10 protein-coding genes are annotated in these 16,263 nt (G+C 67.6%); 2 read left to right on the forward strand and 8 right to left on the reverse strand.

Annotation, left to right across the window (positions count from 1 at the left end; genetic code table 11):
• Nucleotides 1-3: 3 nt before the first annotated feature.
• The gene (locus tag LJ725_RS08405; protein WP_230550203.1) at nt 4-1,542 is read right to left on the reverse strand and encodes a DUF1254 domain-containing protein; all 1,539 of its coding nucleotides are present in this window, start codon (nt 1,540-1,542) and stop codon (nt 4-6) included.
• Between the two features lie 206 nt (nt 1,543-1,748).
• Complete coding sequence (locus tag LJ725_RS08410) at nt 1,749-4,682, reverse strand: VCBS domain-containing protein (protein ID WP_230550204.1); 2,934 nt, start codon at nt 4,680-4,682, stop codon at nt 1,749-1,751.
• A 353-nt stretch (nt 4,683-5,035) separates the two neighbouring features.
• On the opposite strand from LJ725_RS08410, the gene LJ725_RS08415 reads away from it, so the two are divergent.
• Nucleotides 5,036-6,412: a hypothetical protein gene (locus LJ725_RS08415; RefSeq protein ID WP_230550205.1), complete on the forward strand. Its 1,377-nt coding sequence runs from the start codon at nt 5,036-5,038 to the stop codon at nt 6,410-6,412.
• A 103-nt stretch (nt 6,413-6,515) separates the two neighbouring features.
• On the opposite strand, the gene pnp is transcribed toward LJ725_RS08415, so the two are convergent.
• The 3 genes from pnp to truB all read right to left on the reverse strand — a co-directional run bounded on the left by pnp (nt 6,516) and on the right by truB (nt 10,050).
• Entirely contained in the window at nt 6,516-8,654 is a 2,139-nt protein-coding gene (pnp, locus tag LJ725_RS08420; protein ID WP_230550206.1) for a polyribonucleotide nucleotidyltransferase, read from the reverse strand.
• Between the two features lie 204 nt (nt 8,655-8,858).
• A complete protein-coding gene (rpsO, locus tag LJ725_RS08425; RefSeq protein ID WP_230550207.1) occupies nt 8,859-9,128 on the reverse strand; it encodes a 30S ribosomal protein S15 in 270 nt (89 codons plus the stop codon).
• A 16-nt stretch (nt 9,129-9,144) separates the two neighbouring features.
• The gene (gene truB, locus LJ725_RS08430) at nt 9,145-10,050 is read right to left on the reverse strand and encodes a tRNA pseudouridine(55) synthase TruB (protein ID WP_230550208.1); all 906 of its coding nucleotides are present in this window, start codon (nt 10,048-10,050) and stop codon (nt 9,145-9,147) included.
• 63 nt (nt 10,051-10,113) lie between these two features.
• Between truB and LJ725_RS08435 the strand changes: the two genes are divergently transcribed.
• The gene (locus tag LJ725_RS08435; protein ID WP_230550209.1) at nt 10,114-12,345 is read left to right on the forward strand and encodes a spermidine synthase; all 2,232 of its coding nucleotides are present in this window, start codon (nt 10,114-10,116) and stop codon (nt 12,343-12,345) included.
• On the opposite strand, the gene rbfA is transcribed toward LJ725_RS08435, so the two are convergent.
• The 3 genes from rbfA to LJ725_RS08450 all read right to left on the reverse strand — a co-directional run bounded on the left by rbfA (nt 12,329) and on the right by LJ725_RS08450 (nt 16,223).
• Nucleotides 12,329-12,736, reverse strand: coding sequence for a 30S ribosome-binding factor RbfA (gene rbfA, locus LJ725_RS08440; protein ID WP_230550210.1), 408 nt, complete (start codon nt 12,734-12,736; stop codon nt 12,329-12,331). The two genes, LJ725_RS08435 and rbfA, sit on opposite strands and share 17 nt — an antisense overlap.
• Before the next feature lie 149 nt (nt 12,737-12,885).
• Entirely contained in the window at nt 12,886-15,621 is a 2,736-nt protein-coding gene (gene infB, locus LJ725_RS08445) for a translation initiation factor IF-2 (protein WP_230550211.1), read from the reverse strand.
• Between the two features lie 32 nt (nt 15,622-15,653).
• A complete protein-coding gene (locus LJ725_RS08450; protein WP_230550212.1) occupies nt 15,654-16,223 on the reverse strand; it encodes an RNA-binding protein in 570 nt (189 codons plus the stop codon).
• Nucleotides 16,224-16,263: the final 40 nt, after the last annotated feature.

Raw genomic sequence — 16,263 nt, forward strand, 5'->3', positions numbered from 1 at the left:
GCCTCACGGCATCAGGACGATGTCGTCCGGCCGCCACTCCTGCTTGAACCATGGTTCCAGCGGGCCGTAGAGCCGCAGGATCGTGAACCACGATTTGCCGGGAACGGTCTGGATCCAGTTGCTCTCGCGGCCCGGCGGTGCCTTGGGCCCGAAATACACATCGACGGACCCGTCGGAGTTGGATTTCACCGCCTTGTTCTGGCTGCTGACGCTCGGGAACTGCGCATCGGTCTGCAGCATCGAGCGGGTCTGGGCGTCGTATACGATCACCGACCAGAAGGTCTTCACCGGAATGTTCGGCGGCAGATGAAGCTTGTAGCTCTTGCCGCCGTCGAGCGGGTTGTTGTCCGCATCGGTCGCCGTCCACGGATAGGTCGAGCCCTCGCCCACGACCTGCGTGTCCATCGCCGGCGTGACGCCGGTGGCCGCGAAGAAATACATCGCGCTTCCGGTCAGGTTGGCGACGCCGGGCTGCCACTCGAACCTGTAGCCCCCGATGAACGGGCGCTTCCATTTCCGGTTGTCGAAGAACAACGCCTCCTTCTCCCGGTTCCGGTAGAAGAGCGAGCGGCCCGTCGCGTCGCCTACGGCGGCCGCTTCGGTGAGGATCTTCCTCATCCGCTCGTCGGGCGCGAAGGGCTTGCCCTTCTGGATGCCGATCGACGCCCAGAAGCCGAGCGTCGTGGGATCGAGCGTCTCGGTCGGCTCGTTCTGCACGGCCTCGTTCAGCAGTTCCCAGAAGCGGAAGTCGCCGGGACCCACCATGTTGAAGGGCTTGCCCGACATGTCGACGAAGTTCATCGCCGGCGCCGCCGCAGCCTGGCCGAGCGGATAGACCTTCGTCATCTTCTTGACGAGGTCCACGCCCGGCGCCGGGCTGCCGTCGACGACGAAGCTGCGCCACGCGACCCAGACGCTGAGGCTTCCCGGACGGACGACATGGTAGCCCGGTGGCACCTCGCCCTTGTAGCCGGGCGGCAGGATGAGGAACTTGCCGCCTTCGCCCCGGTCCGGGCCGGTAAATCCGATGTCGCCGGCCCAGCGGTACCAGATGTCGTTGACCAACCCGAGAACCTTGGGCGGCGCCTCGACCACCAGCGGGCCCTTGCGCAGGTCCAGCCAGAACCAGGTGTAGGGGGTGTTGTCGTTGGCCGTCAGTTCGACGGTGCGCGAATCGACCAGCTGCTCCCAGATCGGCACGGTAGTGTTCGCCGGGCCCATTGCGAGGATGCCGGCGCGATTGGCCATCTGGTTGACCACCGGAAGCGCCAGGAGATAGGCCTGCACCGCCCGCTGGAAGTCGAGATTGTCGTAGATCCTGTCGGTGCTGGCCTGGTCGGGCACGCCGCCCAGGAAACGCAAGGTGCCGAAGCGCGTCTCGACGCTGTCGGGCACGACTACGCCGGGCGGCATGGGCGTGGTGAACCGGGAAGCCGGAGGCGCAGGCGTCCCGGTCAGAGGCTGGGCCTGGCTGCTGCCGCCAGCGGCCGCCAGGGCGAGGGTCGCGGCGACTGTCGCGAGAAGAGGCCGTTTCTTCTTCATTGGGGTTCTCCTTGAGTGCAACGGCGCAGGTCTCGCACCATTCCCGCGCCCGGGGAAGCGGCCGCATCGAAGTGCACTCGATCGTGACTCCAATGGGCCATGCCGAGCCCCGGTCCTGTACGCAAAAGCGGCGGCCCGTGGCCGCCGCTACCGGTGCAGAGGGAGGTGGATCGGCGAGCTTCGACCCGATCCGGGACGATGTCACATCAGGCGATCAGCAATTGACCGACGAGGCTGGCCTCGTCAGTCCCGACCAGTGTCCAGGAAACGCTGTCCGCGGTCGTCGCCTGGCCGTCGGACACGGTGTAGGCCACCGTCAGCGTCGCGGACTCGCCAACGCGCAGACCCTGCAGCGCATAGGCGTTCGGATCGAGCGTGAAGATACTGGCGACCGCATCGAGCGAGATCGCCTGGCTGCTGTCGATGCCATAGTAGGCGTTATCGACCCACATGCCGATGTAATTGCCGACAACGACCTCGTAGCTCGCCACGGACAAGGGATCGTTGTCCGCATCCGTAGCATTGTCGAGCGCATGGACGACCGCCGGCGGAGCATCCGGATTGAAGTTGTATCCCGGCCCCCCGCCGTCGTAGTTGGGGATGTCCGCTCCTGCCCAGACATAGATCGTCCCGCCGTTCAGAGAATCGGCGACCGTGGGCGCGTGGTTGACGGAACCGTCGGCAGCGCCGGCGACGCGGAGCGATGCCGTGGCCTGGGAGCTGGCGCCATGTTCGTCGACAGCGGTGTAGGTGAAGCTGTCGTTGGCGAACTCGTTCTCGCCCAGCGCACCGAGGACGCTCGATACGGTGGGATCGTAGGTGATCGCGCCGTTGCCATCGATCGACACCGCGGCGCCGAGGGCGCTGGTCGCCGACACCGATCCGACATGCAGCACATGGCCATTGTCTGCATCGGTGTCGTTGGCGAGCAGCGTCGCGGACGCAATCTGGACGGGCGTGTCTTCGTTCGTCAGCGACTGCACGATCTCGATGTTGTCGATGAAGGTATGGTTGTAGTTGTAGGAGGAGTTGTTCGTGCCCTCGGTCACGAACTCGACCCTGTCCACCATTCCAAGGCCGCTCAGATCGACCGTGTGGGTGTGGCTCACCGTGATGTCCACTGTGTTCGGCAGGTCGAACGTCAGGGTGACCCCCTGGACGCCGTTAAGGTAGCCCGTCACCGTCTCGGTCAGCACCGCCGACCTATAGTAGGCGTCGTAGCCGACGATGTTGGCGCGCGCGAGCACGAAGACGCCGCCATCCATGCGCGTCATCTCGATGGGCATATTGTGGGTCACAGTATCGTAGGGGGCTCCCTCCGCGCCGTAATTGTACAGCGCGTAGGAATAGTCGACGCCCTCGTAGACGGTGATGGATGGTCCCTCGACATAGTCTCCCAGCCGATAGTTGCCCCTGCCGTTGTCGGCAAACCGATAGCCTTCGGTGGTGTCCACGTATGAGCGATAGTATCCGAGGCTGTCGTCGTACAACCGGCTCTCGCTGTAGGTGCCCGGCTCGAAGGTCACCACCGAGTTCAGGATGTCGTCGTTCGCCACCGGCGCATGGTTGACGGGGCCATCGGCTGCACCGTTGATCGTGACAGCGACCTGCTGCGCGGTGCCATCGACGGTGAGGACCGTGAAGAAATCGGTCAACGTATCGCCGGCCCCGAGCGCCTCGACGGCTGCATTCCCGTTGTCGAGCGTATAGGTCCAGGTCCCATCCGCCGCCAAGGTATAGGCGCCATAGCCATTGTCGCTAGCCGTCGCTGCCGCCACCGCCAGGAAGCTGTTCGGCGCGCTGTCGACGTCGGCAGCGGCGAGGGTTCCGATCGCGACCGGCGTGCCGCCGTCATTGTCGCTGCCCGCTTCGACGACCGCGCCGGTCACGACGCCCGAGATCACCGCCACGTCGTCGGTGCCCAGGATGTTCACGGTTACCGACGTCGCCGTACCGTCTGCCGATGTGACGACAAAGCTGTCTGTATAGGTCTGGCCGGCGACGAACTCGTCGTGCGCCGAGGTTGCCGTATAGGTCCAGGCGCCCGCGGCATCGATCGCGAAGGTTCCGTAGGCGCCCGCCGTGCCGGCCTGGGCGACGAAGGACGCCGCGCTGTCGACGTCGGAGACCGTGAGCGTCCCGCTCGTGGAAAGGTCGGTGGCGGAGTCGGTTTCGGTCAGATTTGCCACCGCCGACGAAAGCACCGCCGCGTCGTTGGTGCCGTCGATCGTGACGGTCACCTGCTCAGCGGTGCCGTCGATCGTGCGCACCGTGAACGTGTCGGTCAGGTGCTGGCCGGCGTTGAGCGACTGAACGGCGGTGTTGGCGTTGTCGAGCATGTACGTCCAGGCTCCGCCGGCGGTCAGGGTGTAGCTGCCGTAGCCGCCCGCGGTGAACGTCTCCGCCGTCACCGCCTGGAAGCTGTTGGCGGCATTGTCGGCGTCGGTGGCGGTCAGGATCCCCGTCACCGTCGGCAAGCCGGCAATGGCGTTTGCGACGCCGCCGGCTTCGGTCACCGTCCCGCTCGTCACGCCCGAGATCACCGCGGCATCGTTCGAGCCGGCGAACTGAACGGTCGCCGTCGCCCAGCTCAGCGCGCCGTTCGCCAGCCTGATGGCGTAGGTAAAGCTGTCGGTGAGCGACTGGCCGTCGTTGAGGGCTTGTAGCTGGACCCTGAACGAGGGCGACAGCGTCGACGCGTCGTATCCGACCTGTCCATCGGTCGTGATCCAGATCCTGGCGCCGTTGAGACTGGTGTCGGAGCTGCCGGCCTGCGAGCGGGCTGTGTCCTGGACCAGCAGATCACCGGCGACGTAGCCGTTCAGGGCGCCGGTGTTGTTGACGCCGTTGTCGAGCGACCAGAGCTTCTTCGCACTACCTCCCAGGTCGTTGCGCATCACGTCCAGGCGGTAGATTCCAATGCTGTTCTCGGTGATGCCGGTCGCGGCCGAGGAGAAGGCGTCGTCTTTTGCCTGGGGTGCGTTCACGAAGGATTTCGGGGTGCCGCCGCGTTCGGAATCATCATCGTGCCGATCCCCCCGCTCCGGCACATCGTTCGGCCTCTGCGGCTGACGCCCGCCATGGTCGTCGTCATCGTGCTGCTCGCGCGCCTCGTTAGCCTTCTTGGATGAAGCTGCCATGACCCGTCTCCCCGTTGCCTCTCGTGACCCGAGAACATCCACTCAGCCGCGCCCTGCGGTGCGTCCGGAGGCCTGATTTCGAAAGACGCTGGCGGATCAGTACCCAAGCAATCCGTAGCCGACGCGACCCTCGAGCGGGTCGCATCAGCCTGCCGATCCGCAGACGACAGCTGCCGGATCAGCGACTTCCCAATTCCCATAGCCCCACCGTATTATTGTCTCGCGTCTTTACAGAATCAACTTTCATTAATGGTGAAGAAATAATTGCACCTCCTTTGCAAGTGTCACCCGAGACAGTCGTGCGGCAGCGCCGCCTTCAGTGACACCCCCTGCCCACCGGCCGAGTGAAGATCTTGCAGCTGACACCGGCGCAGGCCCACGAAGCGGTGGACGGACTGATGAAGTCGGATCGTCCCGCCGCGCTCGGTCTCGCCGAGCGCTTTGCGCTGGAACATCCCAACTCGCGCGATGCGATCCAGCTGTTCGGCTGGGCACTGGCGCGGCTTTATGAGCACGAAAGGGCGGTGGTGCAGTTCAAGCGGGCCGCCCGGTTCGGGACGACCGCCGAGATCGAAGAGTGGTTGGGGTACTGCCACCGCAGGCTTGGGCACTATGGTGAAAGTGCCCACCACTACCTGCGGGCATTGGCCCTGTCGGACGCGACGATCAAGACACGGGCGATCGCGGCCAACGCCATTCATCTTGCCGGCGATCACGCCTTTGCGCGCCAGCTCTCCTATCCGGGCCGGAATGCCCCGCCGAGTCCCGCCCTCGACTTTGCCCGATGGATGATCGAGTTCGATCGGCCGGATCAGCGCCGGGCGCTTCGCAGTCGGCTCCTCGAAAACGATGAGTTTGCCGACCAGGCCATCTTCTTCTGGCAATACCGCGACGTCGAGGCGCTGGTGCGCATCGATCGGAAGGATCTCCTCGCCCGCCTGATCGAGGGTTCAGCGAGGAAGCCCCCCGCGTGGTGGCCGGAAACCTACCGGCTGCCCGCGCAGGAGAAGGCGGCAAAGACGGCTGTTCGCAGCGACCCGCACGCCAGGTGGATCGTCAAGGCACCGCATCTCGCGGGTACGCAGGGCATCCGCACCTTGAGCGGCGCCGGCGGTGAGCCGTGGCCCCAAGGCCCTGCCGTCCTGCAGCGCTTCATCGAGCCTCCTTTTCTCTACGAAGGGCGCAAGATCAACATCCGCCTGCACATCAGTTTGCGGGCGCCTGTCACCAGTGCTTCGAGCCTTTGGCATGATGGGCTGGTCTTCGTGTCGCCCGCCCCCTACCGCGACGGCACGCACGGGGCGCTCTTCGTCAATCCGCTGTCGGCCGAAAAGTCCGCCCTCGAGCATCCGGTCGGTGCGTTCGCGGCACCGGGCGTGGCGCTGCGGACGTTCCTCGACACGGCCTTCGACACCGCGGACGCGCGGCGCGTGAGAGACCGACTCGTCCAGACGGCGGCGCAACTGGCCGGCTATCTGGAAACGGGTGGCATCTTGGGGGCGATGCGCGCCATCCCCGGTTGGCGCGGTCTGCCGCCAACTTTCTTTGGCATCGATATCGGATTGGACGCCGACCTCAATCCCTGGCTGTTCGAAGCCGAGGTCGCACCGGGCCATGGCCTGGGCAGCCCGACGAGCAGGGAGATCTGGCGGCGCTTTCGCCGCGACTGGCTGCCGCTCGCGCTCGAGGCGCCTCACGCGCCGCACGCATTGTTCATCGGGCTGGCGTGACGCTCAAATCGGCGGAGACGCCGGAGCCGCCCGTGTCGGGCTCGAGGCTCACGCAAAAACGGCGGCCCGTGGGCCGCCGTTTCCGTAACCGATCTTGGAGGCCTTACTCGCCGGCGGCCGGAGCCACATCGACCGGCTTGTTCGAGATGTCCTCGCCGGTCTCCTGGTCGACGGCCTTCATCGAGAGGCGGACCTTGCCGCGGTCGTCGACGCCCAGGACCTTGACCTTCACCTGGTCGCCTTCCTTCACCACGTCGTTCACCTTGGCGACGCGGCGCGGCGCCAGCTCCGAGATGTGCACGAGGCCGTCGCGCGCACCGAGGAAGTTCACGAAAGCGCCGAACTCAACGGTCTTCACGACCTTGCCGGTGTAGATCACGCCGACTTCCGGCTCGGCCACGATGCCCTTGATCCAGTCGATGGCGCGCTGGCCGGCCTTGGCGTCCACCGCCGCGACCTTGATCGTGCCGTCGTCCTCGATGTCGATCTTGGTGCCAGTCTGCTCGGTGATCTCGCGGATCACCTTGCCGCCCGTGCCGATCACTTCGCGGATCTTGTCCTTGGGAATCGTGAACTGCGTGATGCGCGGCGCGGTCGACGCGACGCCCTCACGCGCGCCGCCCAGACCCTTGGCCATCTCGCCCAGGATGTGGATGCGGCCGTCCTTCGCCTGGCCGAGCGCGACCTTCATGATCTCCTCGGTGATCGAGGTGATCTTGATGTCCATCTGCAGCGAGGTGATGCCCTTCTCGGTGCCGGCCACCTTGAAGTCCATGTCGCCGAGGTGGTCCTCGTCGCCCAGGATGTCCGACAGGACGGCGTAGCGGTCGCCTTCCTTGATCAGGCCCATGGCGATGCCCGCCACCGGGCGCTCCATCGGCACGCCGGCGTCCATCAGGGCGAGCGAGCCGCCGCAGACCGAGGCCATCGACGAGGAGCCGTTCGACTCGGTGATCTCCGAGACGATGCGGATCGTGTACGGGAACTTGTCCTTCGACGGCAGCATCGGGCGCAGCGCGCGCCAGGCGAGCTTGCCGTGGCCGATTTCGCGGCGGCCGGGCGAACCCATGCGGCGGACTTCACCCACCGAGTACGGGGGGAAGTTGTAGTGCAGCATGAAGTGCTCGCGGTACTCGCCCTCGAGCGCGTCGATGATCTGCTCGTCCTGGCCGGTGCCCAGCGTGGTGACGACCAGCGCCTGCGTCTCGCCGCGGGTGAACAGCGAGGAGCCGTGGGCGCGCGGCAGCACGCCGACTTCCGCCACGATCGGACGGACGGTCTTGGTGTCGCGGCCGTCGATGCGCTTGCCGGTGTCGAGGATGGCATTGCGCACGACGTCGGCCTCGAGGTTGCCGAACTGCTCGCCGAAGGCGGCCAGCGCGGCGTCATCGCCCTCGAACAGCTTCTTGGCCTCGGCCTTCACGTCGCCGATCTTGGCCTGGCGGGCCTGCTTCTGCGTCTCGGCGAAGGCCGTGACCAGCTTGCCGCGCATCTCGGACTTCAGCTTCTCGGCCACGGTCTTCGACGCTTCCGACGGATCGGTCAGCGGCAGCGGATCCTTGGCGCAATGCTCGGCGAGCTGGATGATCGCGTCGATCACCGGCTGGAACGAGCGGTGGGCTTCCATGACGGCGCCCAGCATGACCTCTTCGGAGAGCTCCTTGGCTTCCGACTCGACCATCAGCACGCCTTCCTTGGTGCCGGCGACGACGAGATCGAGCACGCTCGTCTCCATCTGCGCCTTGGTCGGGTTCACGATGTACTTGCCGTCGGCGTAGCCGACGCGCGCCGCGCCGATCGGGCCCATGAAGGGCACGCCCGAGATCGTGAGCGCCGCCGAGGTGGCGACCATCGACAGGATGTCGGGATCGTTCTCGAGGTCGTGCGCCAGCGTCGTGACGACGACCAGCGTCTCGTTGCGGTAGCTCTCGTGGAACAGCGGGCGGATCGGGCGGTCGATCAGGCGCGAGGTGAGGATTTCCTTCTCGCTGGGACGGCCCTCGCGCTTGAAGAAGCCACCGGGGATCTTGCCCGCGGCGAAAGCCTTCTCCTGGTAGTTCACGGTCAGCGGGAAGAAGTCGAGGCCGGGCTTCGGCTTCTTCTCGAACACGACGGCGGCCAGCACGGTGGTGCCGCCGTAGGTCGCCATGACGGCGCCGTCGGCCTGGCGGGCGATCTTGCCGGTTTCCAGCACGAGCTTGCGCCCGGCCCAGTCGAGTTCCTTGCGAAAGACTTCAAACATTCTCATTCATCCTTTCCATCACGGTCGCCTGCCCCCGTTTGGCTGCGACCGCCCGCCGACGCCCTTGCGCCGACAGGACCGGGACAGGCGTTTGCTCTCGCCCCTGCCTTCCCGGTTACTGCGATGTCGCGTCAGCCGATCGAAATCACGGGGACCGGACGACGCGACGCGAAAAGGCCCCGTCCGAAGGACGGGGCCGTTGGATCAGCGACGCAGACCCAGACGCTCGATCAACGTCTCGTAGCGCTTGTTGTCGCGCGACTTGAGGTAGTCGAGCAGGCGGCGGCGCTGGCCGACGAGCTTCAGCAGACCGCGGCGCGAATGGTGGTCCTTCGCGTGGCCCTTGAAGTGCTCGGTGAGGTTGGAAATGCGCTCGCTGAGGATCGCGACCTGGACTTCCGGCGAACCGGTGTCGCCCTCGGCCTGCGCATACGACTTGATCAGCTCCGCCTTGCGGTCGGCTGTAATCGACATCGGTCATCTCCTGAAACTAAAGGTTGAACACGCGCACCGGCTGGAGAGCGACGCCGTCCGAACGGACCAGCGCCACGAGCCTGCTGCCGACCTCGGCGCGTACGAGTGCGCCGGACGGAGGTGCGTCCCGGGTCAAGAACACCGGCTGGCCTTGGCGCAGCCGGTCCGCTTGGGCTTCCGTCATGGCCAGCGCCGGGATGTCGTCCAGCGCGGTCGCAACGGGAGCCAGGGCCCCGAAGAGCGCGGGAATATGCCCGAGGGCCTCCAGTTTGGGAAGCGAAATGGCCGCTGCCTCGCGGAACGGCCCCACGACCGTCCGGCGCAGCGCCGACAGGTGTCCGACGGTCCCGACCGCCTTCGCCAGGTCGCGGCCGAGCGACCGGATGTAGGTGCCCTTGCCGCAGCCGACCACAAAATCTGCGTGATCCCTGTCGGGCCGTCCCACCATCTCCAGCCGCTCGATCAGGACCCGGCGCGGCTTCAGTTCGACCGTCTCCCCCGCCCGGGCGAGGTCGTAGGCGCGCTTTCCGTCGATTTTCAGCGCCGAGAAGGCCGGCGGCATCTGCTCGATCTCGCCCACGAAGGCCGGCAGGGCCGCGCGAAGGGCGTCGTCGGTCGGCCGGGCGTCGCTGGTCGCCGTCACCTCGCCCTCGGCATCCTCGGTCGAGCGGGCCTCGCCGAAGCGCAGGGTGAAGCGGTATTCCTTCCGGCCATCCATGATGAACGGCACGGTCTTGGTCGCCTCCCCCAGCGCGATCGGCAGGATGCCGCTGGCCAGCGGATCCAGCGTGCCGCCATGCCCGGCCTTCTGGGCGCCGAACAGCCGGCGCACGCGACCGACCGCCGGCGTCGAGCCGAGGCCCACGGGCTTGTCCAGCACGACCCAGCCGTCGATCTTCTCGCCCTTTTTCCTGCGCGCCATGGCGGAGGGGTTTAGGCGTGCAGGGCGTTGCGCGCCAGCCGTTCCTTCAGGCAGGGTGCAGGCATGAATTTGGGCCGGCAGTCGGATCGCGTCCGGCAAACGACACTCTTTGGCTTGTTCTTCCTCTCGGGGGTGGCGGCCCTCATCTACCAGACGGCCTGGCACAGGCTGCTCGGCCTGTTCGCCGGGGCCGACACGATCGCCGCCGCCCTCGTCGTCGGCGCCTTCCTGCTGGGTCTCGGGATCGGCAGCCTCGCCGCCGGCCTCTACGCCGACCGCCTGTCGCGCCGCGCGGCGCTGATCGCCTTCGCGATCTGCGAGGTCGGGATCGCCGCCTTCGCGCTGCTGAGCCCGTGGCTCTACTACGACGTGATCTATCGCGGCCTGCTGCCGCTCGCCGAATCGCGTGCCGTGATCTTCGCCGTCGTGTTCGCGGGCCTGCTCTGGCCGACCTTCCTGATGGGCTGTTCGCTGCCCTTCCTGTCCAAGGCGGTGGTGAGCCAGATCGCCGGCTCCGCGCAATTGATCGGCTGGCTCTACGGGCTCAACACGCTGGGCGCGGGTGTCGGCGCCTTCTTCGGCGGCTGGTACCTGATCGGCACGGTGGGCTTCGACAATGCCGTCTATCTCGGGGCGTTGATCAACCTCGTCGTGGCGGGCGGCGGCCTGCTGCTGGCGCGCGGACTCGACATGGAAGCCGCCCAACCGGTGCCGAAGACGGTCGCGGCGGAGACGGCGGACGGCGTCGTGTGGCGCTGGTCGCTGCTGGTGTTCATCAGCGGCTTCCTGATCGTCGCCCTGCAGATCGTCTGGTACCGGCTGATCGGCGTGCTGTTGCAATCGAACGGCTACAGTTTCTCGCTGGTGCTCACCGTGTTCCTGCTGGGCGACGCCGCCGGCCTGCTGGTGGGCGCACGCGTCATCGACCGCATCGCCGATCCGCGGCGCTTCTTCTTCCTGATGCAGGGCATTGCCACGGCGCTCGCTCTGGCCGGCGCCTGGTTTGTCTATCTCGGCATCGGTGCAGGAATCCTCCCCGCCACCTTCGTCGATCACGACATCATGGGGCCCAACACCGCCAACCCGGCGCTGATCCTGCTGCTGCTCGCAGTTGTGGTGCTGCCGGCCTCATTCATCATGGGTTTCTCCTTCCCGGTCGTGCAGAAGGCGGTGCAGCGCGACCTCGACCGGCTGGGCAGCCGCGTCGGTCTGGTGCAGCTCGCCAACATCGTCGGCAACAGCATGGGCAGCCTGGTGGCCGGGCTCCTCCTGCTCGACCTCGTGGGAACGGCGGGCACGCTGAAGCTGCTGGTCGCCATCGGCCTCGCCTTCTCCGTCCTGCAGCTCGCCGGACCGCGCGCGACCCGCTGGGCCTACGTTCCGGCAGCCGTCCTGGTCGCGGGGCTGGCGCTCTTTCCCGGCGGCGAGGAGTTCTGGCGGCGCCTGCACGGGCTCACCGACGAGAAGGCGATCGTGGCCGAGGACAAGACCGGCCTCAGCCTGCTCAAGATGTCGGGCAACGACTCCCGCGACGAGGGCGGCCGCCTGTACATCCAGGGCCATTCGCAGAGCCGCCTGCCCTTCGACACCGTCCACGCCTATCTCGGCGCCATCGGCCCGCTGACCCACGATGCGCCGAGGCGCGTGCTGGTGATCGGCTCGGGCACCGGCGGCACGCCCTATGCGGCGGGGCTCAATCCCGCGACCGAGCAGGTAAAGGTGATCGAGATCGTGGCGCCGGTTATCGAGACGCTGAAGACCTACACCGCCGCCGGGGGAAAGTCGGGAGTCGACGAGCTGCTGTCGAGCCGGCGCTTCGACGTGACGGTCGCCGACGGCCGCCATTCGCTGGCGCTCGATCCGGTGCGCTACGACGTCATCGAGGCCGACGCGATCCTGCCCAAGACCGCGCTGTCGGGCCTGCTCAATTCACGTGAGTTCTTCGAGCAGGTGCGGACGAAACTGGCGCCGGGCGGCATCTACGTGCAGTGGGCGCCGACCGAGCGATCGGTGGCGACGTTCCGCTCGGTCTTTCCCTACGTCACGATGATCCATCCGGCGATGCTGGGCAGCGACCGGCCCATCCCCTACAGCCGCGAAAAGATCGCCGCGCTGCTGGCGCGGCCGGGCGTGGCCTCGCATCTCACGGCGGCGCGGATAGACCGGGCCGAACTGGGCAGGTGGTTCGAGGACAAGAAGATCGAGGTGCTCAACGACGGCAGGACCGTGCCGACGGACTCGCCCAACACGGATTTCTTCCCGCGCGACGAGTACTACCTCAATCGTCGTCCTTGATGTCGCGCGCGACGTCGGGCCGGCGCAGCAGCGCGCCGATCTTGTCGGCCTCGTCGAACGTCCGGTCGATCTCGAAGCGGATCTCGGGGGCGCTGCGCAGGCCCGCCTTCTCGCTGACCCGGCCACGGAACCACGGCGCGGCACGACGCAGCGCCGCCAGCAGCCTTTCCTGATCGCCGCCGCCCAGCGGCATGACGAAGGCCGTGGCATTGCGCAGGTCCGGGCTGACGTCGACCGACGTCACGGTGATCGACGCTTCGCGCAGCTCGGGGTCGCGCATGTTGCCGCGCTCGAGCAGGTCGGCCAGCAGATGGCGGATCTCCTCACCCACCCGGAGCTGACGCTGGCCGGGGGCGCGATGTTCCTTGTCGGACGAACGACGCCGCGACATGGCGTTACCTCTTGTTTGCACCTCCCCATTCAAATGGGGAGGTGTCGGCGTCCTACGCCGACGGAACTGTCAATGCGACGGTGGACTTGTGACCCCACCGTCGCCGCAAGACGGCGCCGACTCCCCCGGCGACGGGGGAGCGACTTTGACTACAGGGTCGGCTGGACCTGCTCGACGTCGAAGCACTCGATGATGTCGCCGACCTTGATGTCGTCGTAGTTCTCGAACGCCATGCCGCACTCGAAGCCGTGCTGCACTTCCTTCACTTCGTCCTTGAAGCGGCGGAGCGTCTTCAGCGTGCCCTCGTGGATCACCACGTTGTCGCGCAGCAGGCGAACCTTGTTGCCGCGCGTGACCTTGCCGTCGGTGACCATGCAGCCCGCGACGTTGCCGGCCTTGGTGACCTTGAAGACCTCGCGGATCTGCGCGTTGCCGACCAGCGTCTCCTTGTAGGTCGGGTCGAGGAGGCCGACCATCAGGGCCTGCATGTCCTCGGTGACCTTGTAGATGATGCTGTAGTAGCGGATGTCGACCTTGTCGCGCTTGGCGATCTCGCGGGCCTGCGGATTGGCACGCACGTTGAAGCCGATGATCAGCGCACCCGACGCCTTGGCGAGCGTCATGTCGGCCTCGCTGATGCCACCGACGCCGCTGTAGACGACGCGGGTGATGACCTTGTCGGTGCCGAGGCGCGACAGCGCGCCGGCAAGCGCTTCCGCCGAGCCCTGCACGTCGGCCTTGATGAGCACCGGCAGTTCCTTGGCGGTACCCTCGCGGATGCCCTTGATCATCTCCTCGAGGGTGCCGCGGCCGCCCGCGGCGCGCGCCAGTTCGAGCTGACGATCGCGACGGGCGCGGAAGTCGGCGATCTCGCGCGCCCGCGCCTCGCTCTCGACCACGTGGAACTCGTCGCCCGCCTGCGGCGTGCCGGCGAGACCCAGCACCTCCACCGGGAAGGCCGGACCGGCATCCTCGACGGCCTGTCCGCGATCGTCGACCAGGCGACGCACGCGGCCCCACACCGAACCGGCGACGAGGATGTCGCCCACCATCAGCGTGCCGCGCTGGACCAGCACCGTGGCGACCGAGCCGCGGCCCGGATCCAGCTTGGCTTCGATCACCACGCCGTCGGCGTCGCGGTCGGGATTGGCCTGGAGCTCGAGCACTTCGGCCTGCAGCAGGATGGCTTCCTCGAGCTTGTCGAGGTTCATCCGTTTGGTCGCCGAGACCTCGATCGACTGGACGTCGCCGCCCAGCGCCTCGACCTGGATTTCCTCGCGCAGCAGCTCGTTATGGACCCGGCTCGCATCCGCGCCCGGCTTGTCCATCTTGTTGACGGCCACGATGATCGGCACGCCCGCCGCCTTGGCGTGGGCGATCGCCTCCTTGGTCTGCGGCATGACGCCGTCGTCGCCGGCCACCACCAGCACGACGATGTCCGTCACCTTGGCGCCGCGGGCGCGCATGGCGGTGAACGCCTCGTGGCCCGGCGTGTCGAGGAAGGTGATCTTCTCCTGCGAGGGCAGGGTCACCTGATAGGCGCCGATATGCTGCGTGATGCCGCCCGCTTCGTGCGCGGCCACGTCGGTCGCGCGCAGGGCGTCGAGCAGCGAGGTCTTGCCGTGGTCGACGTGACCCATGATCGTGACGACCGGCGGACGCGGCTGCAGCGAGTCGGGCGAATCCGGCACGTCGGCCAGGCCCGTCTCGACGTCGCCTTCGGCCACGCGCTTGGAGCGGTGGCCCATCTCCGTCACGACCAGTTCGGCCGTGTCGGCGTCGATCGCCTGGTTGATGGTCGCCATCACGCCCATGCGCATCAGCGTCTTGATGACGTCCGCGCCGCGCTCGGACATGCGCGCCGCGAGATCCTGGACGGTGATCGTCTCGGGGATCGTGACCTCGCGATAGACCTTCTGCTGCGGCTCGCTGCCGAACTGCTGCCGGCGCTCGCGCTCCAGGCGGCGGCGCTGCTGCGCCACCGACCGGCTGCGGAAGTCGTTCTCGCCCTCGACCGCACGGCCGACGTCGACCTTGTCGTTGCGGCGCTTGGGCGCCTCGCGCCGCGCACCCGTGGGCTGCGGCAGGCGCTTGGCGATCGTCGATCGCATCGGCGGCAGCGGACGGCGCACCGCGTCGGCCGCGGCGGGCGCGGCCGGACGGCGGATCGGCGCCGCCGGAGCGGCGGCCGCGGGAGCCGGAGCGGCGGGTGCCGGCGCCGGGCGGGCCTCGATCTCCTGGGCCTGACGCGCGATGGTGGTCTGCGGCGCGGCCGTCGAAGCCTGGTCGAGGCGCTTCTGCACCAGCGCGTCGGCCTTGCGCTTGACCTCTTCCTCGATCTTCTTGCGCGCTTCTTCCTCGGCGAGGCGCTTGCGATGCTCCTCCTCGGCCTTCTGACGCGCCTCTTCCTCGATGGCGCGGCGGGCGGCTTCCTCGGCCGCGCGCTTGCGCGCGATCTCGGCATCGCGGTTGGCGTCGACCAGGGCGCGCGCGCGCGCTTCCTTTTCTTCCTCGGTCAGGGTGCGCAGCACGATGCCGCGACCGCCCTGCGATCCGGCGGGCCGGACCGGTCCGGTGCCGCGATTGCCGGCAGGCGCCGAAGCGCCGCCGCCGCCCAGCTTCAGCGTACGCCCGGCCGGGGCCGCCGCAGGCTTGGGAGGCTCGGGTGCCGGTGCGGGCGCCGGTGCAGGCGCGGGCGCCGCCGTGGGCGTCGCCGCCCCGGCGCGCTTCACCGGCTTCTTGACCTCGACCGTCACCGCGCGCGTACGCCCGTGCGAGAATTTCTGGCGCACCTGCGTCGCGTCTGCCTTCGCCGCCGCGCCCGTGCGCGTGGTCGAGAGGGTCAGCGGCTTGGTCGTCTTGTTCTGTTCGTTCTGTTCCGTCATGTCGGCTGTTGTCCTTGGTCCGCCCCGGCCCGTCAACCGGCGCTGTTCAACCGGAAGCCGCGCCATCGCGACGCCCCGGCAGAAATTCGTTCAATGAAGGCCCCGCCCGCATCATCGCGCGCGATCGCCACGTAAACCGCCTGTTCGCGGCCGAAGATTCCGCCCAGCGCGGCCGCATCGCCCAGTCTCTCGAGCCGCAGGCCCGTCGCCCGCAACTTCTGCAATCCATCGCCGTCGGCCTCGTCGGCGACGACGATCAGCCCCGCCTGCCCGCGGCCGATCATCTGCTCGACCTTCACGAAGCCCGCCACCGCACGCCCGGCGCGACGGGCCCGGCCGAGATCGGCCAGCACCCGATCGAGCAGCAGCCGCTCCACCCGGTCGGCCAGATCAGGCGACGTCTTGACCGGCGCCCGCGCGGCCTTCGAAAACAGCTTCTTTTCGATTGCCCGTTCGAGCGCCGCACGCTCCGCCCGCACCCACATGCCGCGACCCGGAAGCTGGCGCGCCAGATCGGGCACGGCATCGCCTTCGGGGCCGACGACGAACCGGATCATCTTCTCCGGTGCGCCTTCCTCGCCGGTCGCGATGCAGGTGCGCATCGGGCCGGCGGGGGGCACCGTGAGATGGGGTTCGCTCATG

Source organism: Reyranella aquatilis (genome assembly GCF_020880995.1).
Lineage (GTDB): Bacteria > Pseudomonadota > Alphaproteobacteria > Reyranellales > Reyranellaceae > Reyranella > Reyranella aquatilis.

Excerpts from the sequence above, each read along its gene's own strand:
- LJ725_RS08435 (WP_230550209.1), top strand. The coding sequence starts at position 10,114 with ATGAATTTGGGCCGGCAGTCGGATCGCGTCCGGCAAACGACACTCTTT.
- pnp (WP_230550206.1), bottom strand. The coding sequence starts at position 8,654 with ATGTTTGAAGTCTTTCGCAAGGAACTCGACTGGGCCGGGCGCAAGCTC.
- LJ725_RS08410 (WP_230550204.1), bottom strand. The coding sequence starts at position 4,682 with ATGGCAGCTTCATCCAAGAAGGCTAACGAGGCGCGCGAGCAGCACGAT.
- LJ725_RS08450 (WP_230550212.1), bottom strand. The coding sequence starts at position 16,223 with ATGCGCACCTGCATCGCGACCGGCGAGGAAGGCGCACCGGAGAAGATG.
- LJ725_RS08405 (WP_230550203.1), bottom strand. The coding sequence starts at position 1,542 with ATGAAGAAGAAACGGCCTCTTCTCGCGACAGTCGCCGCGACCCTCGCC.
- rbfA (WP_230550210.1), bottom strand. The coding sequence starts at position 12,736 with ATGTCGCGGCGTCGTTCGTCCGACAAGGAACATCGCGCCCCCGGCCAG.
- rpsO (WP_230550207.1), bottom strand. The coding sequence starts at position 9,128 with ATGTCGATTACAGCCGACCGCAAGGCGGAGCTGATCAAGTCGTATGCG.
- infB (WP_230550211.1), bottom strand. The coding sequence starts at position 15,621 with ATGACGGAACAGAACGAACAGAACAAGACGACCAAGCCGCTGACCCTC.
- truB (WP_230550208.1), bottom strand. The coding sequence starts at position 10,050 with ATGGCGCGCAGGAAAAAGGGCGAGAAGATCGACGGCTGGGTCGTGCTG.